At 36.0% G+C, this 22,644-nt stretch carries 24 protein-coding genes; 22 read left to right on the top strand and 2 right to left on the bottom strand.

All coding sequences use genetic code 11. From position 1 onward, the window contains the following. Positions 1–103 precede the first annotated feature (103 nt). Both ypjB and BK574_RS09820 read left to right on the top strand, forming a co-directional pair. Positions 104–862: a sporulation protein YpjB gene (ypjB, locus tag BK574_RS09825; RefSeq protein ID WP_238457459.1), complete on the top strand. Its 759-nt coding sequence runs from the start codon at positions 104–106 to the stop codon at positions 860–862. Positions 863–994: 132 nt separating this feature from the next. Then, positions 995–1,681 carry a zinc metallopeptidase gene (locus BK574_RS09820; protein WP_078428483.1) on the top strand — a complete coding sequence of 229 codons (687 nt, stop codon included), beginning with the start codon at positions 995–997 and terminating at the stop codon, positions 1,679–1,681. Between the two features lie 73 nt (positions 1,682–1,754). Here the strand turns inward: BK574_RS09820 and BK574_RS09815 are convergent, their stop codons facing one another. Further along, positions 1,755–2,627, bottom strand: coding sequence for a YitT family protein (locus BK574_RS09815; RefSeq protein WP_075384748.1), 873 nt, complete (start codon positions 2,625–2,627; stop codon positions 1,755–1,757). A gap of 317 nt (positions 2,628–2,944) precedes the next feature. Between BK574_RS09815 and BK574_RS09810 the strand changes: the two genes are divergently transcribed. The 13 genes from BK574_RS09810 (at position 2,945) to BK574_RS09750 (ending at position 16,598) form a co-directional block, all read left to right on the top strand. Next, complete coding sequence (locus BK574_RS09810; protein ID WP_078428482.1) at positions 2,945–3,280, top strand: nucleotide pyrophosphohydrolase; 336 nt, start codon at positions 2,945–2,947, stop codon at positions 3,278–3,280. Then, entirely contained in the window at positions 3,280–4,086 is an 807-nt protein-coding gene (gene dapB / locus BK574_RS09805; protein WP_078428481.1) for a 4-hydroxy-tetrahydrodipicolinate reductase, read from the top strand. The genes BK574_RS09810 and dapB overlap by 1 nt, the downstream gene beginning before the upstream one ends. Positions 4,087–4,096: 10 nt before the next feature. Beyond that, complete coding sequence (mgsA, locus tag BK574_RS09800; RefSeq protein WP_078428480.1) at positions 4,097–4,504, top strand: methylglyoxal synthase; 408 nt, start codon at positions 4,097–4,099, stop codon at positions 4,502–4,504. 16 nt (positions 4,505–4,520) lie between these two features. Next, complete coding sequence (bshA, locus tag BK574_RS09795; RefSeq protein WP_078428479.1) at positions 4,521–5,645, top strand: N-acetyl-alpha-D-glucosaminyl L-malate synthase BshA; 1,125 nt, start codon at positions 4,521–4,523, stop codon at positions 5,643–5,645. Positions 5,646–5,662: 17 nt separating this feature from the next. Further along, the gene (locus BK574_RS09790) at positions 5,663–6,865 is read left to right on the top strand and encodes a CCA tRNA nucleotidyltransferase (protein WP_078428478.1); all 1,203 of its coding nucleotides are present in this window, start codon (positions 5,663–5,665) and stop codon (positions 6,863–6,865) included. Continuing rightward, positions 6,828–7,796 carry a biotin--[acetyl-CoA-carboxylase] ligase gene (locus tag BK574_RS09785; protein WP_078430825.1) on the top strand — a complete coding sequence of 323 codons (969 nt, stop codon included), beginning with the start codon at positions 6,828–6,830 and terminating at the stop codon, positions 7,794–7,796. Before BK574_RS09790 ends, BK574_RS09785 begins: the two co-directional genes overlap by 38 nt. 309 nt (positions 7,797–8,105) lie before the next feature. After that, positions 8,106–8,942 carry a 3-methyl-2-oxobutanoate hydroxymethyltransferase gene (panB, locus tag BK574_RS09780; RefSeq protein ID WP_078428477.1) on the top strand — a complete coding sequence of 279 codons (837 nt, stop codon included), beginning with the start codon at positions 8,106–8,108 and terminating at the stop codon, positions 8,940–8,942. A 4-nt stretch (positions 8,943–8,946) separates the two neighbouring features. Beyond that, positions 8,947–9,795 carry a pantoate--beta-alanine ligase gene (panC, locus tag BK574_RS09775; protein WP_078428476.1) on the top strand — a complete coding sequence of 283 codons (849 nt, stop codon included), beginning with the start codon at positions 8,947–8,949 and terminating at the stop codon, positions 9,793–9,795. 42 nt (positions 9,796–9,837) lie between these two features. Then, the gene (gene panD, locus BK574_RS09770) at positions 9,838–10,221 is read left to right on the top strand and encodes an aspartate 1-decarboxylase (protein ID WP_075384740.1); all 384 of its coding nucleotides are present in this window, start codon (positions 9,838–9,840) and stop codon (positions 10,219–10,221) included. 78 nt (positions 10,222–10,299) lie between these two features. After that, positions 10,300–11,337 (top strand): tetratricopeptide repeat protein, encoded by a 1,038-nt coding sequence (locus BK574_RS09765; RefSeq protein WP_078428475.1) that lies wholly within the window; start codon positions 10,300–10,302, stop codon positions 11,335–11,337. A gap of 81 nt (positions 11,338–11,418) precedes the next feature. Continuing rightward, positions 11,419–14,244 (top strand): ATP-dependent DNA helicase DinG, encoded by a 2,826-nt coding sequence (gene dinG, locus BK574_RS09760; protein WP_078428474.1) that lies wholly within the window; start codon positions 11,419–11,421, stop codon positions 14,242–14,244. 162 nt (positions 14,245–14,406) lie between these two features. Further along, positions 14,407–15,246 (top strand): ComEC/Rec2 family competence protein, encoded by an 840-nt coding sequence (locus BK574_RS09755; RefSeq protein ID WP_218970569.1) that lies wholly within the window; start codon positions 14,407–14,409, stop codon positions 15,244–15,246. Between the two features lie 44 nt (positions 15,247–15,290). After that, positions 15,291–16,598, top strand: coding sequence for an amidohydrolase (locus BK574_RS09750; protein WP_078428472.1), 1,308 nt, complete (start codon positions 15,291–15,293; stop codon positions 16,596–16,598). Positions 16,599–16,676: 78 nt separating this feature from the next. Here BK574_RS09750 and BK574_RS27455 read toward each other — a convergent pair whose 3' ends face one another. Continuing rightward, positions 16,677–16,847, bottom strand: a complete 171-nt coding sequence (locus tag BK574_RS27455) for a hypothetical protein (RefSeq protein WP_158211612.1) — start codon at positions 16,845–16,847, stop codon at positions 16,677–16,679. Between the two features lie 116 nt (positions 16,848–16,963). Here BK574_RS27455 and BK574_RS09745 point away from each other — a divergent pair, with 116 nt between their 5' ends. The 7 genes from BK574_RS09745 (at position 16,964) to BK574_RS09715 (ending at position 22,574) form a co-directional block, all read left to right on the top strand. Next, positions 16,964–17,134, top strand: a complete 171-nt coding sequence (locus tag BK574_RS09745; protein ID WP_075384735.1) for a YpmA family protein — start codon at positions 16,964–16,966, stop codon at positions 17,132–17,134. 16 nt (positions 17,135–17,150) lie between these two features. Further along, on the top strand, positions 17,151–17,636 hold the full coding sequence (locus BK574_RS09740; RefSeq protein ID WP_078428471.1) for a cell wall elongation regulator TseB-like domain-containing protein: 486 nt from the start codon (positions 17,151–17,153) through the stop codon (positions 17,634–17,636). Positions 17,637–17,738: 102 nt separating this feature from the next. After that, complete coding sequence (locus BK574_RS09735; protein ID WP_078428470.1) at positions 17,739–18,923, top strand: pyridoxal phosphate-dependent aminotransferase; 1,185 nt, start codon at positions 17,739–17,741, stop codon at positions 18,921–18,923. Between the two features lie 259 nt (positions 18,924–19,182). After that, the gene (asnS, locus tag BK574_RS09730; protein ID WP_078428469.1) at positions 19,183–20,478 is read left to right on the top strand and encodes an asparagine--tRNA ligase; all 1,296 of its coding nucleotides are present in this window, start codon (positions 19,183–19,185) and stop codon (positions 20,476–20,478) included. Positions 20,479–20,693: 215 nt separating this feature from the next. Next, complete coding sequence (locus BK574_RS09725; RefSeq protein WP_075384731.1) at positions 20,694–21,392, top strand: DnaD domain-containing protein; 699 nt, start codon at positions 20,694–20,696, stop codon at positions 21,390–21,392. A gap of 20 nt (positions 21,393–21,412) precedes the next feature. After that, positions 21,413–22,072 (top strand): endonuclease III, encoded by a 660-nt coding sequence (gene nth, locus BK574_RS09720; RefSeq protein WP_075384730.1) that lies wholly within the window; start codon positions 21,413–21,415, stop codon positions 22,070–22,072. A gap of 1 nt (position 22,073) precedes the next feature. Continuing rightward, positions 22,074–22,574, top strand: coding sequence for a YpoC family protein (locus BK574_RS09715; protein WP_075384729.1), 501 nt, complete (start codon positions 22,074–22,076; stop codon positions 22,572–22,574). The last annotated feature ends 70 nt before the right edge of the window (positions 22,575–22,644 follow it).

Here is a 22,644-nt window from a genome sequence, read left to right as displayed (position 1 = left end):
TTTGCTAAAAAACTTGTCCTTAATTGGTCTACTCTTGTCCACCTACTCATAGATTAGAGTAGATGAAGGAGGGACCGAAATGCGCTCGTTTTTACTTATATGCATGTTAATTTTTGTTTTATGTATGCCGACATATAGTAATGCTTCAGAACATAAGGAATATTGGAGTACTTTGAATGAGACGTCGGATAAAGTTTTACAATTAGTAAAACAAGAAAAGCATGAAGAGGCTAGGCAATTGTTAGATTATTTTTCCAAGCAATTTTTAGCATTAGATCATACACAAACATCATTAACGATGAGTGATCTTCAAATTGTAACAAAATCCTTTGAACGAGCAATGGAATCTGTTACTGCAGTTTCTATGACGCAAATAGAACGAGTAAGATTAGCTACCGAATTCAGGCTAGTTGTTGATGCTTTAGCAAGTCCACATCATCCATTATGGTTAAGTACTGAACAAACGATGATGAAAGCGATGAATGAACTAAAGGGATCAATGGAACAAAAAGATGTCCAAGCTTTTAGACATAAAATCAATGAATTTTTGCGTTCCTATCAAATGGTTCGACCCGCTTTAATTATTAGTGTGGAAGGAGTGCAAGTCCAAAAGATTGAATCACTTGTGCAATTTTTGGACCGATACGGGAATGATATGATTCAGGACACTAGTATGCAAAAACAATTGTTTATGCTGGAGAGTGAACTAGAAAATTTGTATCAACAAGTGAAAGAGGATAGTGCGGACCCGTCCTTGATTTGGGTTATGTTAACCATAGGAGGAACGATCATTATTTCATTATCGTATGTCGGTTGGAAAAAATACCGTGCAGAAAAACGTCGTGTTAAAGTAAGAGATTGACGACTAATTAACATTAATAGTGTGGAAATGTCATTAACTCGCCATAAAATTGATTGTTTCTAAATTGACTTTTTTTGATACTTAAAATAGAATTATTATAAATACGTTTACAATGAGAGGTGAGTTTACGAAATGGGTTTAGGAACGTTTTTAGTTTATTTTGCGATCCTTTTGATCATTCCGATCTGGGCGCAAAGAAAAGTGAAGTCTGCTTATAAAAAGTACTCTCAAGTTGCAGCTTCATCAGGTATGAGTGGTGCACAGGTAGCACGAAAAATTTTGGATGATAATGGGCTATACGATGTTTCAGTTGAGCCAGTTCGTGGTGAACTTACAGATCATTATGACCCGCGGGCAAAGGTAGTTCGTCTCTCTGAGAAGAACTATTACGAAAATTCAGTTGCAGGTGCCGCTGTTGCTGCGCACGAAGTAGGTCATGCAATTCAAGACGCTGAAGCATATGCATTTTTACGTTTTCGTCATGCATTAGTTCCTGTAGCAAACTTTGGCTCTAATACATCTTTTATAATTCTTATTGCAGGTTTTATTATGGGAATGTCTGGATTAGTTTTACTGGGTATTATTTTCATGGCTGCTGCTGTATTATTCCAACTGGTTACGCTACCAGTAGAGTTCAATGCAAGTAGTCGGGCAATGCACCAAATGGTTTCTTCAGGAATAATCCGTAATAATGAAGAACGTGAAACAAGAAAAGTATTAGATGCTGCAGCTTTAACGTACGTAGCGGCTGCATTAGTTGCTGTGATGGAGCTCGTTCGATTTGTACTTATGTATATCGGTATGAATGGTGACGATTAATACGGTAAAAAAACGACTAAAAGGTAATTCGTACCTTTTGAGTCGTTTTTTTTATTGGATATTGAACCAGAAACTAGGATTCTAAAGGCTTTTTGTTTTCGTCGAGCGTAAAACCCTCACCGATGACATCTTGTACGTCATTGACAGTTACAAATGCATGAGGATCAATTCTTTCAACTAAACCTTTAAGTCTGATGAGCTCATTTCTGCCGACTACACAGTATAAGACTTCTTTTTCAGACCCAGTAAAACTACCCTTTCCTTTAAGTACAGTAGCGCCTCTGTCCATTTCTTTTAAAATGGCACTAGCGATTTCAGGTACTCGGTCGGAAATAATAAAGGATGCTTTTGCGGAATAAGCACCTTGCTGTATGAAGTCGATCACTTTTGCGGCGATAAAAACAGCTAATAATGTATACATCGCTTCTCGATAATTTAAATATAGTAAAGAAGAAGAGATTACCATTGCATCAAAGATGAACATCGTCTTTCCCATACTCCAACCGATATATTTAAAACCTAATTTTGCAATAATATCGACCCCACCTGTTGTTCCGCCGTAGCGAAAAACAATTCCAAGACCTACGCCGATAAAGACACCCGCAAACAGGGCAGCTAAAGTTAGGTCATCGTGAAGTGGTAATGATATAACTGGATAACGTTGAAATATATATAAGAAGAGTGAAACACTTAACGTCCCGATCAAGGTATATATGAAGGTATGTCTACCTAATATATACCAACCGACAAAAAACAAGGGAATATTGAGTAAAAGATTGGTGAGAGCTGGGTCAAAGTTAAACATAAAAAATAAAATTAGAGTAATTCCTGTAAAACCACCATCTGCTAAATTATTTTCCATATTAAAATAGACGAGTCCAAATGAGAGGATGGCTGATCCAAGTAGGATAAAGAATACGTTTTTCAACTTAATTCGATAAGTCATTTTATACGTCCTTTGTCTATGTAGAGTTTATTCAAAAAATCAAACTCGAAAAAAGATGTACGATGTATTTTTTGAACTCACACTAATAATTTTGAGATTATTGTTGCATTAAATATTATAATATCCCAATGTTAAGTTAATGAAAAGTAGTTTTTAGCTAATTTCTAAAGGTTGACCATTTTGAAGTTACAAAGTATAACAACAAGTTATTATAAAATCGTACTTTGAATTAAAGATGGTGTAAAATAAGCTAAGATGGAATAAAAATTTGTCAAATGCTTCTGAATTAGCTAACATGATTATAAGAGGTGTGGAGAATGGAAGAACGTAGCTTAAAAGAAAGGCAGCAAGAAGTTGATGCATACATAAGTCAATTTAAGGAAGGTTATTTTAGTCCGCTAGCAATGCTAGCAAGGATGACAGAAGAATTAGGAGAGTTAGCGCGCGAAGTGAATCATTATTACGGAGAAAAGCCGAAAAAAGATTCAGAAGATGAACGCTCGATGGAACAAGAAATGGGCGATCTTTTTTTCGTGCTTATTTGTTTTGCTAATTCTTTAAATATTAACTTAGATAAAGCATTAGACATAGTGATGGAAAAATTTAATACTAGAGATGCTGATCGCTGGACAAGAATTGAGGAGGAATCATAATGCCAGAACAAAATATTAAAATCGTAATTGCAGGACCACGTGGAAACATGGGTAGTGAGGCTGTAAAAATGGTGACTTCAACAGATCATTTTCAACTTGTTGCCGTTGTTGACTCAAAAAATAATGGGAAAATGTTAGGTGAGATTGAAGGACAGCCTAGTCTTGATATTCCAGTTTATGAAGATTTGGCAGTGTGTTTAGCTGAGCATGAACCACAAGTACTTATCGACTTAACAGCACCAAAGTTTGGTCGTAAACATATGGAAATTGCCTTTGACCATGGAGTTAGGCCAGTAGTAGGAACGACTGGTTTTAGTGACCAAGATATTATAGAGTTACGTAAACTAGCTGAAGATAAGAAGCTAGGTGCTATTATCGCTCCTAATTTTGCAATAGGAGCGATCTTGATGATGAAATTTGCACAATCAGCAGCAAAATATTTGCCTGATGTGGAAATCATCGAGAAACATCACGACCGGAAGCTCGATGCTCCTTCAGGAACAGCAATAAAAACAGCTCAATTGATTCAAGAAGTACGTTCGTCCAAAATTCAAGGTCATCTAGAAGAGAAAGAAGAGTTAGCAGGCGCTCGTGGAGCGAATTTCGATGGTATGCATATACATAGTGTCCGATTACCAGGATTAGTCGCTCATCAAGAAGTAATTTTTGGTGGTCAAGGACAAACGCTAACGCTTCGACATGATTCAATAAATCGAACTTCATTTATGCCAGGTATACAGTTATCAGTTGACACGGTTATGAACATAGACACGCTAATTTACGGTTTAGAAAATATTATTGAATAGGGGAATTTCAATGAGAATTGCATTTATCGCTCATGACGAAAAAAAAGCAGATATGGTCAATTTTGTTACAGCCTATGAACATATATTTAAACAACATGTATTATATTCGACAGGTACAACAGGTAAACGGATAATGGAAGCTACTTCATTAACAATTACTCGATTTTTATCTGGGCCATTTGGGGGAGATCAACAAATTGGGGCAATGATTGCTGAAGATAAAATGGACCTTGTTATCTTCTTTAGAGATCCATTAACAGCTCAACCTCACGAACCTGATGTTAGTGCACTCTTACGTCTTTGTGATGTTCATTGCATACCTTTAGCGACCAATATGGCTACAGCAGAAGTGTTAGTTAAAGGTATTGACCGTGGTGAACTAGAGTGGAGAAAGGAAAATTACAGCCTGAAGTCATAGAGAAGTGAGGATAAGTATGAAGTTAAAAATTGGTATTAGTTGTTATCCTTCGGTTGGAGGTTCTGGAGTTATTGCAACTGAATTAGGAAAACTTCTAGCAGAACGCGGACATGAAGTTCATTTTATTACTTCGAGCGTGCCATTTCGCCTTGATAAAATTGATCCTAATATTTTCTTTCATGAAGTAGAAGTTAACCAATATTCGGTCTTTAAACATCCACCTTATGATTTGTCATTAGCTAGTAAGATTGCTGAAGTTGCAAGAAGACAAAAATTAGATTTACTACACGTTCACTATGCTGTTCCTCATGCGATTTGTGCTTATTTAGCAAAACAGATGGTAGGGGAACATTTAAAGATCGTTACAACATTGCACGGCACTGATATTACGGTATTGGGTTATGATCCTTCACTTAGTGAAGTTATTCGTTTTGGTATTGAACAATCGGATACAGTCACAGCCGTTTCACATGATTTGGTCAAGGAAACTCGAGAATTGTTACATGTGGATAAAGATATTGAAACAATTTATAATTTTATAGATGAGCGTGTGTACTATAAACGGACACAATCAAATCTTAAAGAGCAATATCGTATAGCAGAAGAAGAAAAAGTAATTGTTCATATTTCAAACTTCAGACCTGTGAAACGTGTAAAGGATGTTATATTAAGTTTTGCAAAAATAAACGAACACCTACCTTCAAAGCTGTTATTAATTGGTGACGGACCAGAGTCAACGGTTGCATGTCAACTCGTAAAACAATTAGGAATTGAAGATGATGTCTTGTTTTTAGGCAGTCAAAAGGATGTAGCAGAAATTCTTGCGATCTCGGACTTGCTACTATTATTATCCGAAAAGGAAAGTTTTGGATTAGTAGCATTAGAAGCTATGGCTTGTGGGGTTCCTGTTATTGGCACAAATATTGGTGGAATTCCAGAAGTCATTGAACATGAAGAAACGGGTTACATATGTGAAGTAGGCGATATATCAACAATTAGTGATAAAGCGATTACATTGCTAACAGATGAACAACTCCATGAAAAAATGTCACTAAACGCTTACCAGCGCGTGTTAAATCACTTTAATTCAAAAGATATTGTGGATCAATATGAACGAATTTACAATTCGACGCTTAAGTGATAAAGAGGGGCTAAAGAATGGAACCGTTATTTATCATCGGATCAAAAGTTATTCAAATATTAAAACATAGTGGACATGAAGCTTATTTTGTCGGGGGACCGGTAAGAGACTATCTCTTACAACGTCCAGTGCATGATATCGATATTACGACCACAGCATCTGTTGATCAAATTGAAGAGCTTTTTAATTCAACGGTCCCAATCGGAAAGGAACACGGTACAATTATTGTGCGTTTAGAAGGGTGCTCCTTTGAAGTAACCACTTTTCGATCGGTAGCTACAAAAGAACGTTCGTTAATAGAGGATTTGCAAAAACGGGACTTTACTATGAATGCGATGGCAATGACGGATGAGATGGAGTTAGTAGATCCTTTCGATTTCCGTAAAGATCTTGAGGATAAATTAATTCGTGCGGTAGGTAATGGAAACGATCGCTTTACTGAAGATCCACTACGGATGCTTAGGGCCTGCCGCTTTAGTAGTCAGTTGAATTTTAAAATTGAAGTGAAGACGCTACATTCGATTATGCAATGCCGCGATCAGATCGGAGAAGTAGCAGTAGAAAGAGTTGTTTCCGAGTTTGAAAAATTGTTGACAGCTCCCATGTTTTCTCTTGGGCTTCATTATTTATTAGGAGTGGAATTAGCACGGTTTATTCCGATTTTTGCAAATAAGGAAAGGGTTCTTAGAAAGTTATCTACTTTAAAATTAAGTACATTGCAGTCGATTGAAGAAGTTTGGACCGTATTTTTATTAGTTGATAGTAATGAAGATCCAGTAAAATATCTTAAGTTACTTAGGAAGTCGAAACAATTTAATCAACAAGTCATCCATTTATATCAAGCACTTCAAACGTATAAACGAAATGGATGGTCAAATGAGCTCATTTATGATCTCGGTTTAGAACGTAGCTTGAAACTTGTACGAATAGTCGGATTTTTATTAGATGCTAAACATTTCTATACAGAAGAAGAGATTCACCAATGGTATGTAGAACTACCTATTCAAAGTCGCGAAGACTTATCGATAAATGGTCAGTCCCTTTTACAAACTTTTCAAAGAAAACAAGGTCCGTGGATTGAACGTTTTCTAGAAAATGCAGAAAAAGCTGTGCTCACCTATAAAGTACAAAACAATCAAAGTGAAATTTTAGCTTGGTTAATGAAAGAGGGGGATAGCAATGATGAAGGAGAAGCTGTTGGAGATGCTGTCAGAAAATGAAACTGGCTTTGTCTCTGGGGAAAAAATTAGTAACCATTTAGGGTGCTCTAGAACTGCCATTTGGAAACATATTGAGGAACTTAGGAAAAGTGGTTATGAAGTAGAAGCAGTCCCGAGAAAAGGTTATCGTATTAAAACAAGGCCTAATACTATTTCCCCACATGAGATTAAAGTCCATCTAAAGACGGGGAAAATTGGACAAGAGCTTACTCATTTTGAATCACTTCCATCGACTCAAGAAGTTGCCCATCGTCTCGCACAAGAAGGAGCACTGGAAGGACATGTCGTGATCGCGGATGAACAGACTTCGGGAAAAGGGAGATTAGGACGAGTTTGGCATTCACCGATTGGGACAAGTATTTCTATGAGTATAATTTTACGCCCAAAGGTTTCTCCGCAAAAAGCACCACAATTAACATTATTAGCTGCGGTTGCAGTAGTAAAAGGTATTGAAAAGACGACAGGGTTACAATGTAGTATAAAGTGGCCAAATGATATTTTACTTAATGGAAAAAAGATTGTAGGAATACTAACTGAAATGCAATCAGAACCAGATTATGTTCATTCTGTCATTATTGGTATCGGAATAAATGTTAATCATAAGCAGGAACAATTTTCATCTGAACTACGTGAAATAGCAACGTCTCTCGCGATTGCTAAAGGGGAAGAGATTAGTCGAGCAAAGCTAATGAGTAATGTTTTCTATGAACTAGAAGTGTTATATGATCAATATCTTCAAGAAGGTTTTGATGTGATTAAACCATTATGGGAAAGTCATGCGATTAATCTCGGAAAACGAATTATTGCTAGAACGGTTCAAGGAGTAATTGAGGGAGTAGCTAAAGGCATAACCAATGACGGTGTCTTATTATTAGAAGACGATGATAAAGTCATTCATCAAATTTATTCAGCTGATATTGAAATAAAATAAAAAAAGTTGTCACAAAACTGTTACAATTTGTTATACTCTTCATATGGGCAGTATCCATTTGAACTGCACCTAATGGATATCACTACTTTTGAGTGTAAGTTTTTATAACAAACACTTATGACAATCTAATGTAGTCTGCCTTGATCCATAGGACTGGGACAGAGGGATGAATTAAACCGATCAACTGTGAAAATACAGTTTGAATTCATATTACTTATGAATCCTTCTTTCCAAGTATAGGAAAGAAGGATTTTTTGCTTCTTAGATTTTCGGTTTATTCACTTTCCTCTAAAAAAAGGAGGAGAAATGATGAAAACAGTAACAGATTTTAAGAAGATGAAACAGGTAAGTGAGAAAATTGCAATGATTACTGCTTACGACGCGCCATCTGCAAAGTTAGTCGAGCAAGCTGGAGTCGATATGATTTTAGTTGGTGACTCACTAGGCATGGTCGTACTAGGTTATGACTCAACAGTGCCTGTTACACTAGAGGACATCATTTTGCACACAAAAGCCGTGAAGCGTGGAGCGAGGCAAACCTTTGTTGTCGCTGATATGCCGTTTCTTACGTACCATAGTTCATTAAGTGAAACGATGCATAATGCGAAGCGACTCTTACAAGAAGGTGGAGCAAACGCAGTCAAAGTTGAAGGTAACGGTGAAGTGATTACAACGGTTGGACAATTAACAAAAGCAGGTGTCCCTGTCGTTGCTCACTTAGGGCTAACTCCACAGTCAGTAGGAGTACTTGGCGGATATAAAGTTCAAGCAAAAGATAAGGAAAGTGCAAATGAACTAATTGAAGACGCAAAAAAAATAGAAGAAGCAGGAGCGATCGTTCTCGTACTTGAATGTGTGCCAAAACAATTAGGGGAATACATTAGTAAAATCCTTTCCATCCCTGTGATTGGTATTGGTGCAGGTGCAAATACAGATGGTCAGGTGCTAGTTTATCATGATGTAATTGGCTATGGTGGTGAATTTGTTCCTAAGTTTGTGAAAAAATATGCTGAAATTTCACCAGTCATTCAGCAAGCTGTTGGAAACTATGTTACTGACGTGAAAAATAAACAATTTCCAGAAGAGAAACATACGTTCACAATGAATGAAGAACATTTATCGCATCTTTATGGAGGCGTGAAATAATATAATGAAAATTATTGAGACAATCCAAGAATTACAAACCATTATAAAAGAAGTTAAAAAGAATGAAAGCGCTGTCGGGTTTGTCCCAACGATGGGTTTTTTACATGAAGGTCATTTAAGTCTTGTAGAGCAAGCGCAAAAAGAATGTGATTTTGTTGTAATGAGCATTTTTGTTAACCCACTTCAATTTGGACCTAATGAAGATTTCGACAGATATCCTAGAAATTTCGAAAGAGACAGTCAACTAGCTAAAAATGCTGGTGTAGACCTTTTGTTTTATCCAAACGTAACGGAAATGTACCCGAAGGAGCCAGCAATGAAAGTTATCGTCCATGAAGGCGTTGATGTTCTTTGTGGCAAAAGTCGTCCAGGTCATTTTGATGGCGTAGCGACCGTGGTTTTGAAATTATTTAATATGGTGACACCTGATCGAGCTTACTTTGGAATGAAAGACGCTCAACAAGTGGCGGTAATTGAAAAATTAATTCGTGATTTTAATTTACAAATGACACTTGTCGGATGTCCAACACTTCGTGAAGAAGATGGACTTGCGAAAAGTTCAAGAAATGTAAATTTAACAGAAAATGAAAGACAAGTCGCACCATCCATATACAAAAGTTTACAATTAGCTGAAGAACTTATTATAAATGGAGAACGACAAGCTGAAATCATTAAGGATAAATTAATAAAGTACTTGGAGCAAAATAGATCAGGAAACATCGATTATATTGAGTTGTTGAGCTATCCTGAACTTAAACACCAAAAGCAATTGGAAGGAAAAGTGATAATTGCCATTGCTCAACAATATTCAAAAGCCAGGTTAATTGATAATATCGTAATAGATATAAAATAAAAAAGATTTCTTACCGAGTGGGGAGAATAAGGAGGAAAACGAATGTTTCGTACAATGATGAAATCAAAAATCCACCGCGCCCGAGTGACTGAGGCCAATTTAAATTATGTTGGAAGCATTACAATTGATGAAGATATTTTAGACCAAGTCAATATTGTTGAAAATGAAAAAGTACAAATTGTGAATAACAATAATGGTGAGCGATTTGAAACATACGTTATTGCTGGACCTAGAGGAAGTCGAGTTTTTTGTTTAAATGGTGCAGCAGCTCGTCTTGTTCAAGAAGATGATGTTATCATCGTCATTGCATATGCACTCGTTGCTGAAGAGAAAGTGGCAACTCATGATCCGAAAGTTGCAATTATGAATGAAAAAAATGAAATTGTTGAAATGATTGGTACCGAGCCTGCGGCTACTGTATTGTAAGGCAACTATTACTAACATAATCCCTTCTCTTTAGATGAAAACTGATGGATAACAGCATCTTAGAGGGGGGATTTTTTCATGCAAAAAATAGAAATCAAACAGTGGGAACTGATGATGAAACAATTAAAAAATAATTGGCAGAAAATCGGGGAAAATGAACGTAATGAATATATTAATGAATTAGGAAAGTTAAATGAAGCTGTTTTAGATAAGTGGGTTCAAATGGATGAGGAATTATATAGTTTGAAAAATGAAATTAAAAATTTTAAAGATGAGTTTACAAAGTATGCATCAAAAGGAACATCGTATTTTGAATTGAACTTATTCGATCAAGCAATTAAGGAATTTCTTGTTGAAATACAAACAAACCGCCAACCGATTGTAAAGTTGTACCTCGCTTATTCCTACTTATATATTCAAAATTACGATAAAGCAAAAGAGTGGTTTCTTTTTTTAATTCATAGTAAAGAAACAATTTTAGCTCAACACTTTGCTTATGTTGGTCTAGGTTGCCTTATGGCTCAACAAGGCAAGTATGATGATGCAATTCCTTATTTCGAGAAATCGTTAACTCTTACCAACAATTCAGATGTAGTGTATAATCTAGGAATGTGTCACTTTTTACAACAACAACCGAAATTGGCATACTCTTATTTTAAAGAAGCAATCGAGTTAGTTCCTGAAGATGGAGAAGCCTATTACTTTTTAGGCCGATGTTATTTAGAACTCGAATGTTATGATCAAGCATGTCAAACATGGATTTCTGGTTTGCAACTTGTTGAAACGAAAAGTATGTTACAAACGCTGGCTTACGAAATGGAATGGATGGGATATTATGCTGGAGCCATTCATTGCTATAAAAGGTTATTAATGCTGGGGTTTGATGATGTTGAAATATATCATGGTTTAGCTTGGAATTATGGATTACTTGATATGCGTCAAAGTGCAGATAAACTTTTTATGCATCTTATCCGAGAGAATCCATACGACCCCAATTGTTGGATCTCCTACTTATGGTTATTGCAGACGTGGGGGGAGCATACGAAATTCAATAAAGTAAGAAGCTATTGTAACCAATTAAATATTTGCCATCCTTTATTAGAACAAATGTTATAATTTTAAGTTAAAGAGGAGGAAAGTCAACAATTTAAGGACTTTTTCTTCACTTCCAAATAGAATAGTCGAGAGGTGAAACTCGTGAAAGAAACACGCTTCGTCGTTGTAGATATAGAAACAACGGGTCATTCCGCTGAGCAAGATAAAATAATCCAAATAGGTGCAGTGTTAGTGCAAGATGGGGAAATTATCGAGCGTTTTACATCGTTTGTTAATCCGCAAATGAAAATACCTGCTTTTATTGAATCATTGACAGGAATAACGGACGAAATGGTCGCACTTGCACCTACTTTTGAACAGGTAATCCCTGAACTATTGCAAATGTTAGAAGGGTCCTTTTTCGTTGCTCACAATGTTCAATTTGATTTATCTTTTTTGCAAGCCCAGCTCGATGAGGTGGGTTACCACCCGTTTCGTGGCCCTTCAATTGATACTGTTGAATTGTCCAGACTTCTTTTGCCAAATGAAGAAAGTTATAAATTGCAACAGCTTGCTGAAAGTTTTAATTTTGATCATGAGCGTCCTCACCAAGCGGACAGTGATGCTGAGGTTACAGCTTTATTATTATTAAAAATGCTCGAAAAACTTGAGAACTTACCCATTATTACTTTACAAAAACTCAAAGAAATTATGAACCGTTTGAAAAGTGATTTTCACGTTTTATTAGAGCCGATTATTCAAAAAAAGCAAATGAGTTATCAACTAGAAGAAGAGCTTCAGTTTGATATTTATCGGCAACTTGCACTACGAAAAAAAGCAGTTGAAACCGAAGATGAGCAGTCCTTAACAATTCAACCACTTTCAGAATTTATAAATCATATATATACAAACTCGCTTGAAATGCAAAAAATCTTTCCGAATTATTCTGTTCGGGAAGGTCAATTAAAGATGATTGACACCGTAACTAAAGCCTATGAGAGTAGAAGCCATTTACTTATAGAGGCGGGAACAGGTACAGGAAAATCATTAGGTTATTTAATTCCATCGTTATACTTTGCTAAGTTACATAAAAAAAGAATTGTCGTTAGTACCCATACAATACCTTTACAACAGCAATTGTTAGATCGTGATATCCCAACATTAAAAAAACTATTACCATTTACTTTTAAAGCATCCATTTTGAAAGGGAGAAATCATTATTTATGTTTAAGGAAGTTTGAACAACGTCTTCAACATCATGACGATGATAATTATGATACTTTATTATCTAAAGGGCAAATACTAATTTGGTTAACAGAAACACGAACAGGTGATTTGGAAGAATTAAACTTGCCTTCAGGTGGTCGCGCCTTCTGGTTTGAGGTTCAAAGTGACTCGAATTCAAGTACAGGACCTTTATGTCCCTGGTTTTCTAGATGCTTTTACCAACATGCGAAAAGATCAGCACAAAAAGCTGATATCGTTATTACGAATCATGCACTTCTTTTTACAGATATTGTTCAGGAACATTCCATTATTCCTAGTTTTTCTCATGTTGTGGTTGACGAAGCTCATCATTTTGAAGAAGTTGCCACTAACCATTTAGGTGTTTCTATTGATTTTCACAAACTGGCATTTTTATTTAGTCGTCTAGGAAATGCTAATAATAGAGGTTTTCTTCAGCAAATTTTTAAATTACTTGAAAAATATGGACAAAAACCAATAGTTGATAAAAAATCACTTGAAGGAAAAATTGATTCGAGTAAAGTGGAAATTGATGAATTATTAAGGATGTTACATAGTTACGTTTTGAAAAAGAAACAGGCTTCATCTAATGAAATCGGCCGTTTATCATATCGGTATCGTGCTCCCAATGAACAAGGATCCTTTTGGCAAAGTATATTAGAATGCTCACTGCGTGTTTATACATTTTTTAAAGAGCTAACGGAACAATTAGAAGTTTTTGTTCAACCACTTAATGAAGTTAATAATGACCTTTCTTTCGATGACAAAGGGACGGTAACTGATTTTCAACGATTGATTAACCAGTTTCACGAAGTAAGGCATTACCTAGAACAACTTCTTCTAGAATATGATCCATATGCAGTTTATTGGATTGAAATTGAAGAGAAGGGAGCTAAGAATGCAACTTACTTATTCAAAAAACAAGTTCAATTAAGTGAAACTTTAGCTGATGAATTTTTTGCAAAAAAAGATTCAGTGGTTTTAACTTCAGCGACTTTATCGGTAAAAGGGTCTTTTGCTTACTTTATCGAACGGTTAGGTTTAGCTGATTTTGGTCCAGAAACACATATTATTCCATCACCTTTTGACTATACTAACCAGTCCAGATTATTTATCCCAACAGATACATTTAGTATTAGCGAACAACCAGAACAATTTGTACAGGATATAGCTGACAAAGTAATCCAGTTGGCGCATGTTACAAATGGTCGTATGCTTATATTGTTTACGTCATTTGTTATGCTAAAACAAACGTATCAAATAATAAAAGAAAAAATGGATGAAGAAGAATTTTATTTAATTGGACAAGGGATAAATAGTGGGAGTAGAACTAAATTAATTAAAACATTCAAACAAAGCGAACAAGCAATTTTGTTTGGAACGAGCAGTTTTTGGGAGGGGATTGATATTCCTGGTGAAGATTTAAGTTGTTTGGTGATCGTTCGTCTGCCTTTTTCACCACCTGATGATCCCGTTTTACAAGCTCGGTCTGAACAAATGAAAGAAGAAGGAAAAAATCCTTTTATGAGTTTAGCATTACCGCAAGCGATATTAAGGTTTAAGCAAGGGGTAGGTAGACTAATTCGCTCGGAAAAAGACCGTGGCGTGGTTGTTGTTATGGATCAAAGAATATATTCAGCTCGATATGGAAAAATGTTCATTCATTCTATACCTGATATCCCAGTAATAAAAGCAAATACAGAAGAATTATTGTTAGAACTAAAAGAATGGTATGACCAATAAGCAAAATTCATTTTACGCGTACGCCAAGCATACAATTAGTTTTAGTAACATAAGTTTATACTGATTGTTACAAACTAAAAGAGTTGATTGGATTATATACGGAGGGTTTGGCGTATGCAGATTCTTGTGGGAAGGCTGGCATGCTTCTTTTTTTGCATGTTTTTGTTAGGAGGTTGCACAACGGTTTCAGTAGTGAATATGACAGAACAATTGGAGGTGGAATTTTCACTAGACAAAGATGAGATTGCTTTTACATATTTTAATCTTCCTAGTGGTGAAGCTACACTCATTCAATCTGGACAAGGTGGAACGGTACTAATTAATACAGGTGCCCCCTCTTCCCAAATTGAATTAGCGAGAAAGTTACATATGTACCACGTGGAAGAAATCGATTCTTTGATCGTTACTAATTATAAGGAAGAGTATAGCGGCAATATCGAGTGGCTTGCCGACCATTATCAAATTTCAACCATCATTGTTCCAGCCAATGTTAAGGAAAACATTAAAGAAAGTTTGGTTCGTGGTACAGAAAAATTAAAAGGGTGGGGCGAAGGAGAAAAACATGAAATCCTCTCTAATCTAGAGGCAGAAGTTTTATTTGCGGGTGGGAGCGAAGAAATAGATGAAGGTTTAGTTCTTTTGTTTTCATATGGAGACCACCGTACATTGTATATGGGAATAGCCAACTCTGAAGTTGAAGAACTTCTTATGTCAAAGTATGAGTTGAAATCAACGATATTAAAAGTCGGTGATTTTGGAAGCGCATATGGAACGTCACAACAGTTTCTTGAAAAAGTGGACCCGCAAGTTGCCATTCTCTTTTCACTTGAAGGGAAACGTCCGAGTGAATATGTGCTAGAACGACTCCAAGAGACGTGGATTGATGTTTATCAAACGAATAAAATAGGAACAGTTTCTATTAAATGTACACCAGAAAATTATGAAATCTGGACAGTTCAGGCAAGTGGGCAGGATTTTCATATCGCAGTATCGAATAGATAAAATTTTACAATGAACTATTTTCAACAGAAGGGATTTTCAGAAGTATGGACAAAGTTCTTTATAACGGAGTCATTATTACCGCAAATGAGGAAAATGATGTTTATTCCCCAGGCTATATACATGTGAAGGACGAAATCATTAATGAAATTGGTGAAGGATCTCCTCATCATATTACATCTGAAGGAATTCAATTTCATAATTTAAATGGAAAATGGGTTATACCAGGACTGATTAATACACATGGTCATACGCCAATGACATTATTGAGAGGGCATTCAGATGATTTACCATTGAAACGGTGGTTACAAGAAAAAATGTGGCCGATGGAACAGAAATTAACGCGAGAAGCGGTTATCGCTAGTTCTAAGCTCGCTATGGTTGAGATGCTAAAGTCGGGCACAACGACGTTTCTAGATATGTATCATTTATTCCTTGATGATATTGCAAACGCTGTAGATAACGCGGGAATGAGGGCCGTAATTACACGAGGTATTATCGGCTTATGCAGTAGAGAAGAACAAAAAGCTAAGCTCGATGAAGCGATTTCAATCGCACAAACTTGGCATGGCAAAGGGGATGGTAGGCTAACTGCGATGTTATCGCCACATTCCCCTTACTTATGTCCGCCTAATTTTATTGCTGAAATCGCTAGTGCTGCCAGGGAGTTAAATATCCCTGTTCATACCCATATGTCTGAGACATCACAAGAAGTTGAGGAAAATGTTCTAAAGTATGGGAAACGCCCTGTAGAACATTTATTAAACACTGGATTCTTTAATGGTGAGGCATTGGTTGCGCATGCTGTACATATAAATGACGAAGAATTAGATATTCTATCCCAAAATCAAGTCGCTATATCGCATAACCCGATGAGTAATTTAAAGCTCGGCTCAGGAGTCGCACCGATACAAAAGATGCTGCAAAAAGGAATAACAGTATCTGTAGGAACAGATAGCGTTGCATCGAATAATAATTTGGATCTCATTCAAGAAATGAGGATGGCTGTGTTATTGCAAAAAGGAGTAAATGAAGATCCAACGGCAGTAACAGTAGATGAAGGAATAAAACTCATTACGGCAAATGGTGCTAAAGCGTTAGGATTAGATCAAAAAATTGGTTCAATAAAAAAAGGATTAGATGCTGATTTCGTCATACTCGATTCGAGTGCTGCACATTTGCAACCCAAATTGAATGCACTTTCGCATGTTGTTTATTCTGCTAGTGGGGCAGATGTATTAGATGTTTACGTAAAAGGGAAACAACTTGTGAAAGACCGACAATGCTTGTTTTTGGATGAGGAGAAAATCTTCTATGAATGTAACAAGCATTATCAAATGATGACAATATCGTGAAATAAATCCTGTATCTTTTAAAGATACAGGATTAATGAGGTGTGAGTAGGAGTTATTTTTTGTTAAACTGAACATAGATTAACTGCGATTAAACCGTAATGGAAATTGTGTTTGTCTTAAACTGCAACCGATCGTTTTTACTTTGCTTGGACGTATAGAAGATGAAAGAGAGATCCAATCTTTCTCAAGCTGAAACCTTTCGGAAGTTGAAAGGTTAACGTTAGGCCATTGTATTTGATTGTTTTTCACTTGCCACTCCTCCTTTGTTGGGAGCTTAATGATAGTATGACCTCTTCTTACAATGTGTATGTTAGTAATCGTTGCTCGAATAGGAAGAAGTTAATTATTTTTTGGAGGAATAGAATATGGAACAAAAGACAGTAGTTTTATCTACAGTGAAAATTGAAAAGTCACCTGATGTATATAAAATCGTTGATGCTTTAAATCGAATATTAAAAGAAGATGATCTGATGTTTGGATTAGCACTAGATAAGGAAGAAACAAATAAAATGGTGTTTACCATTTATCGAACTTAAGATTGGTGATTAGTTTATGAAAAAGTGGGTAATAACAATTGTATGCTTACTTTTACTTACCACCACTGGCTTATCAGTTTACTTTTATAAAATGATGCGCTCGCCGATCGATGAGCATGAACAACTTGCTGTTCAACGTGTGTTAAATGATACAGATGTTGAAACGGTTGAAGGTGTTTCATTTTATCATGGGACGGAGTCGTATATTGTTATACAAGGTCTAAATACAGAGGACAAGCCTGTAATTGCATGGGTTGGTAATGAAGATGAGCGTATTATTGTAAAAAATGCTGATGATGGATTAAGTAAAGAAGAAGTTATGCAGTTTGCTATAAGGGAATTAGCACCTAAAAAGCTTATTTCCACGCGTCTGGGAATGGAAAACAGATTACCGATTTATGAGATAACCTATATTGATGAAAATGATCGGTATTCTTTTTATTACATTACGTTTGAAGACGGTACATTTGTCAAACGATATAGTTTAAAGAAGGATGTTTAAATCGAAATCATTGAATTTTTCAGATAACGGTTGATTCATGTTTTCACAATGATTATAGTTATAGTGTGCATTCTAAAGTAGAAGAGGAAAGAGGAGGACAAAATGAGGTTAGCTAAAAGAGTATCTACATTAACACCATCATCAACTTTGGCGATTACAGCAAAAGCAAAGGCACTGCGAGAACAAGGACATGATGTGATTGGCTTAGGAGCAGGTGAACCCGACTTTAACACGCCACAATATATTATAGATGCGGCTGTAAAGTCAATGGAAGAAGGACATACAAAATATACGCCGTCTGGTGGACTTTCGAAATTAAAAGATGCCATTATCGGCAAATTTAAAGATGATCAAAACATTACATATTCAGCAAATGAGATTATTGTATGTTCTGGAGCAAAACATGCTCTTTATACACTTTTTCAGGCAATTCTTGATGAGGGAGATGAGGTTATTATCCCAACGCCTTATTGGGTTAGTTACCCTGAGCAAGTGAAACTTGCTGGTGGAAACCCTGTTTATATTGAAGGAAAAGAAAGTAATGAATTTAAAGTAACGGTCGATCAATTAGAAGCGGCAATTAATGATAAAACAAAAGCGTTTATCTTAAACTCACCAAGTAATCCAACAGGTTCAATGTATAGTGAAGACGAAATGAAAGCTCTTGGTGATGTTTGTTTAAAGCATGATATTTTGATCGTCTCTGATGAGATTTATGAAAAGCTTGTGTATGATGGTGCTGTACATATATCAATTGCTCAGCTTTCTAATGAGTTAAAAGAACAAACTGTGATCATCAATGGTGTTTCTAAATCACATTCGATGACAGGTTGGAGAATTGGTTATGCAGCTGGTAATTCTGAAGTAATTAAAGCGATGACAAACCTTGCAAGTCATAGTACATCTAATCCTACAGCTAACGCACAATACGGTACGATTGCAGCATATACAGAAGATGATGGTTCAGTTGAAAAGATGCGTCAAGCTTTTGAAGAGCGTCTTCATAAAGTGTATGATCAATTAATTGCAATTCCAGGTCTTTCTTGCGTAAAGCCAAAAGGTGCTTTTTATTTATTTCCTAACGCGAAAGAAGCAGCAAGCATTTGCGGTTTCGATAACGTTGATGATTGGGTAACAGCTTTATTAGACAAAGAAAAAGTAGCGCTTGTTCCAGGATCAGGCTTTGGTGCTCCAGAAAATGTTCGTTTATCGTACGCGACATCTCTTGAAGCCATTCAAGAAGCTCTTGAAAGAATTGCTCGTTTTATCGAAAAGAAAAGTAAATAACGATTAATGAAAAGGTTGACTCGCTTTCATGCGGAGTCAACCTTTTGTTTTGGAGAATTTGATCGTGAATTTTTGACAGTATACCTTCATCTTTGATGCAAGATAGTTTACTTACTTCTACTAATAAACTAAACAAACACTACTCTGCGGGTATTATTGTAGGAAAACTTGATAACGATTGGTAAAAGCTTGTATAATGGTTTGTGGTATATATTAATTTATACATAGAAAAGATACCTATATTCTTGGAGGGAAAATAGTGAATAAGACGACGATTTCACAAGTTGGCCAATTTGTTGGACAAGAGGTCAAATTAGGTGCTTGGCTTGCTAATAAACGTTCAAGTGGAAAAATTGCGTTCTTGCAATTACGAGATGGAACAGGGTTTATTCAAGGTGTTGTAGTGAAAGCAGAAGTTGGAGAAGAAATCTTCGCAAAGGCGAAAAATATAACGCAAGAATCATCTCTTTATGTAAATGGTATTGTTCGTGAAGATGAACGAGCACCATCAGGCTATGAATTAACGGTAACAAATGTAGATGTCATTCATGAAGCTGTCGATTACCCTATTACTCCAAAAGAACATGGAACGGAATTTTTAATGGATCATCGCCATCTCTGGTTACGTTCGAAAAAACAACATGCAAATATGAAAGTTAGAAATGAAATCATTCGATCAACCTATGAATTTTTCAATAAAGAAGGATTTGTTAAGGTAGACCCACCAATTTTAACAGGAAGTGCTCCTGAAGGAACAACGGAACTATTTGCGACAAAATATTTTGAAGAAGATGCCTACCTATCACAAAGTGGACAGCTTTACATGGAAGCAGCGGCAATGGCACTTGGTAAAGTATTTTCGTTTGGGCCAACCTTCCGTGCTGAAAAATCAAAAACCCGTCGTCATCTTATTGAGTTTTGGATGATTGAGCCAGAAATGGCATTTTTTGAGTTTAAAGATAATTTGAAAGTCCAAGAAGAGTATGTTTCATATGTTGTTCAATCAGTGTTGAAAAATTGCCCAATTGAACTAAAAGCGTTAGGAAGAGATACGAGTAAATTGGAAAACATTGTAGCACCGTTTCCACGTATTTCTTATGATAATGCGATTACGCTTTTACATGAAAAAGGATTTAATGATATTGAGTGGGGCGATGATTTCGGAGCACCGCATGAAACAGCGATTGCCGAAACATATGATAAGCCTGTATTTATTACTCATTACCCAACAAGCTTAAAGCCTTTCTATATGCAACCAGATCCAACGAATGATAAAGTCGTCCTTTGTGCTGATTTGATTGCACCAGAAGGTTATGGAGAAATTATAGGCGGCTCAGAGCGTATCCATGATTATGAACTACTTGCTGAAAGAATGAAGGAGCATGATTTAGATCCAGTGTCATATAAGTGGTATGCTGAGTTACGTAAATATGGATCAGTTCCGCATTCAGGGTTCGGGTTAGGTCTTGAGCGTACTGTCGCTTGGATTTGTGGAGTAGAGCATGTTCGTGAGACAATTCCATTCCCACGACTATTAAATCGTTTATATCCATAAGGAAAAACGAAAGGGAAATTATTACCCAGAGGAAACTGTGGGAAGTGGATTGCAAAAAGGTCAGCCCCCAAGTCTATCTTGATAGCGATGGGGTCTGGCCTTTTTATATCGTGAGTACATAAATGAGTAGTAATTTCCCACGATAGGGAAAACTGTCGAGTAATGCCAAATGATGTTGAGTAGCTTCCGTGTTATAATGGTAATGAGGTGTTTCTATGAATAAACGATTTGTCATGCAATGGATAACAGAAGGTCAGTTATCCGTGCCTAAGCTACTACTAAAAAATTATCGGAAGATCGGATTAAACGAAGAAGAGTTTGTCTTACTCCTTCAAGTATATGATTACTTAACAGAACATCATCCATTTCCGACACCAGAAGATTTATCAGAGCGAGGACCATCTTCACTAGAATGTGCGAGAATCCTTCGCCAGTTGTTGAAAAAAGGGTATCTTTCTCTAGAAGAACATATAGACGAAGATGGAGTTTTATTTGAATCATATAGTATTGAACCATTGTGGGAAAAGCTATTACAGTATTTGAATCAAGAAGAATTAGAAAAAGAAAATGATATGAAAAAGCAAGAAGAATTTAATATATATACGGTATTTGAAAGAGAGTTTAGCCGACCACTTTCGCCAATTGAATGTGAAACTTTAGCGATGTGGTTAGATCAAGATCAGCATTCACCTGAAATAATCCGAGCAGCTCTACGTGAATCGGTTGTATCTGGAAAATTAAATTTCCGTTATATTGATCGTATTTTATTTGAATGGAAGAAAAATGGAGTTCAAACGCTACAACAAGCAAGAGCTTACGGTGAAAAGTTTCGCAAATATCAGCAACCGAAACAACCAGCTCAAGAAAAGCGTAAAGTCGAACCTTTCCCTACCTATAACTGGTTAGAGAAATAGTTTTAGGAGGTCAATGAACGATGCTAACGAAGAAAGATATTCAATACGTACTTGAAACGATGGGAGACATGTTCCCTGATGCTGAATGTGAATTAACCCATTCGAATCCTTTTGAATTATTAATTGCCGTTGTACTATCGGCACAAGCAACAGATGCTCTTATTAACAAGGTTACCCCAAGTCTTTTTGCAAAATACAAGACACCAGAAGATTATGTTGCGGTTCCTTTAGAAGAATTAGAAAATGATATACGTCGAATTGGTTTATTCCGCAGTAAAGCGAAAAATATAAAAAAATTGTCTCAATCTTTAATAGAACAATATAATGGTGAAATTCCAACCGAACGTGATGAACTGATGAAATTAGCTGGGGTCGGACGTAAGACGGCTAATGTCGTCGTTTCAGTTGCATTTGATACACCAGCCATTGCGGTAGATACCCATGTAGAGCGAGTGTCTAAACGACTAGGAATTTGTCGCTGGAAAGATAATGTTCGAGAAGTCGAAGAAACATTAATGAAAAAAATACCAGAAGAACAATGGTCGGTTACCCATCATCGACTCATTTTTTTTGGTCGTTATCATTGTAAAGCTCAGTCACCTCAATGTGAAGTTTGTTCGTTATTAGAGATCTGTCGTGAAGGAAAGAAACGAATGAAAGCAAAAGGAGCGAAAGGATAACATGAAAAAAAGTTATTCTGTTCCTGAATTTTTTCGTGTATTTCCGTTTTATGAAGAGGAAACTATTTTTGTAGAAAACAATGGTACCGAATTATTGTTTTATGATGATATGTTAGAAGCTTTAAATCTTCCCAATCGTAAACCATGGCAGCAGTCAGAAGTTTATACAGCTGAAATCTTTCATCAATGGAAACGAACAAAAGAACGACTAAATGAGCTTTATGCGAAAAGAGATCGAATAGCTGTAAAACCTTTAATGATAAAAGAAATTTCATTGTTAATTCAAGTGATTTTTTGGTCCAACCAAGTACCTGTCCCACATTTAAATGAATTACAAGAAAATATAAAAGAGCTAAAATTTAAGCCTGTAAACGTTTGTGAACGACTTTCGTTTATTTTAAAAGAACCTGATCACTTTCATTCTTACAATCAATTAAAAGCATTATTTGAAGAAACAGAGAAATTATATTATAAATCGTTAGTTAACCGTAAGAAATTATAAAAAGAATTCTCACGAGAGGTCTTACCTAACATATACATGATAAGTAGGTAAATCTGTATATGTTTTTGGT

It is taken from the genome of Alkalihalobacterium alkalinitrilicum, from assembly GCF_002019605.1.
Taxonomy (GTDB): Bacteria; Bacillota; Bacilli; order Bacillales; family Bacillaceae_F; genus Alkalihalobacterium; species Alkalihalobacterium alkalinitrilicum.
The sequence above is the reverse complement of the archived record's forward strand: the minus strand, read 5'-3'. Positions and strand labels throughout refer to the sequence as shown.

Excerpts from the sequence above, each read along its gene's own strand:
- ypjB (WP_238457459.1), top strand. The coding sequence starts at position 104 with ATGTTAATTTTTGTTTTATGTATGCCGACATATAGTAATGCTTCAGAA.
- BK574_RS09820 (WP_078428483.1), top strand. The coding sequence starts at position 995 with ATGGGTTTAGGAACGTTTTTAGTTTATTTTGCGATCCTTTTGATCATT.
- BK574_RS09815 (WP_075384748.1), bottom strand. The coding sequence starts at position 2,627 with ATGACTTATCGAATTAAGTTGAAAAACGTATTCTTTATCCTACTTGGA.
- BK574_RS09810 (WP_078428482.1), top strand. The coding sequence starts at position 2,945 with ATGGAAGAACGTAGCTTAAAAGAAAGGCAGCAAGAAGTTGATGCATAC.
- dapB (WP_078428481.1), top strand. The coding sequence starts at position 3,280 with ATGCCAGAACAAAATATTAAAATCGTAATTGCAGGACCACGTGGAAAC.
- mgsA (WP_078428480.1), top strand. The coding sequence starts at position 4,097 with ATGAGAATTGCATTTATCGCTCATGACGAAAAAAAAGCAGATATGGTC.
- bshA (WP_078428479.1), top strand. The coding sequence starts at position 4,521 with ATGAAGTTAAAAATTGGTATTAGTTGTTATCCTTCGGTTGGAGGTTCT.
- BK574_RS09790 (WP_078428478.1), top strand. The coding sequence starts at position 5,663 with ATGGAACCGTTATTTATCATCGGATCAAAAGTTATTCAAATATTAAAA.
- BK574_RS09785 (WP_078430825.1), top strand. The coding sequence starts at position 6,828 with ATGAAGGAGAAGCTGTTGGAGATGCTGTCAGAAAATGAAACTGGCTTT.
- panB (WP_078428477.1), top strand. The coding sequence starts at position 8,106 with ATGAAAACAGTAACAGATTTTAAGAAGATGAAACAGGTAAGTGAGAAA.
- panC (WP_078428476.1), top strand. The coding sequence starts at position 8,947 with ATGAAAATTATTGAGACAATCCAAGAATTACAAACCATTATAAAAGAA.
- panD (WP_075384740.1), top strand. The coding sequence starts at position 9,838 with ATGTTTCGTACAATGATGAAATCAAAAATCCACCGCGCCCGAGTGACT.
- BK574_RS09765 (WP_078428475.1), top strand. The coding sequence starts at position 10,300 with ATGCAAAAAATAGAAATCAAACAGTGGGAACTGATGATGAAACAATTA.
- BK574_RS09750 (WP_078428472.1), top strand. The coding sequence starts at position 15,291 with ATGGACAAAGTTCTTTATAACGGAGTCATTATTACCGCAAATGAGGAA.
- BK574_RS09745 (WP_075384735.1), top strand. The coding sequence starts at position 16,964 with ATGGAACAAAAGACAGTAGTTTTATCTACAGTGAAAATTGAAAAGTCA.
- BK574_RS09740 (WP_078428471.1), top strand. The coding sequence starts at position 17,151 with ATGAAAAAGTGGGTAATAACAATTGTATGCTTACTTTTACTTACCACC.
- BK574_RS09735 (WP_078428470.1), top strand. The coding sequence starts at position 17,739 with ATGAGGTTAGCTAAAAGAGTATCTACATTAACACCATCATCAACTTTG.
- BK574_RS09725 (WP_075384731.1), top strand. The coding sequence starts at position 20,694 with ATGAATAAACGATTTGTCATGCAATGGATAACAGAAGGTCAGTTATCC.
- nth (WP_075384730.1), top strand. The coding sequence starts at position 21,413 with ATGCTAACGAAGAAAGATATTCAATACGTACTTGAAACGATGGGAGAC.
- BK574_RS09715 (WP_075384729.1), top strand. The coding sequence starts at position 22,074 with ATGAAAAAAAGTTATTCTGTTCCTGAATTTTTTCGTGTATTTCCGTTT.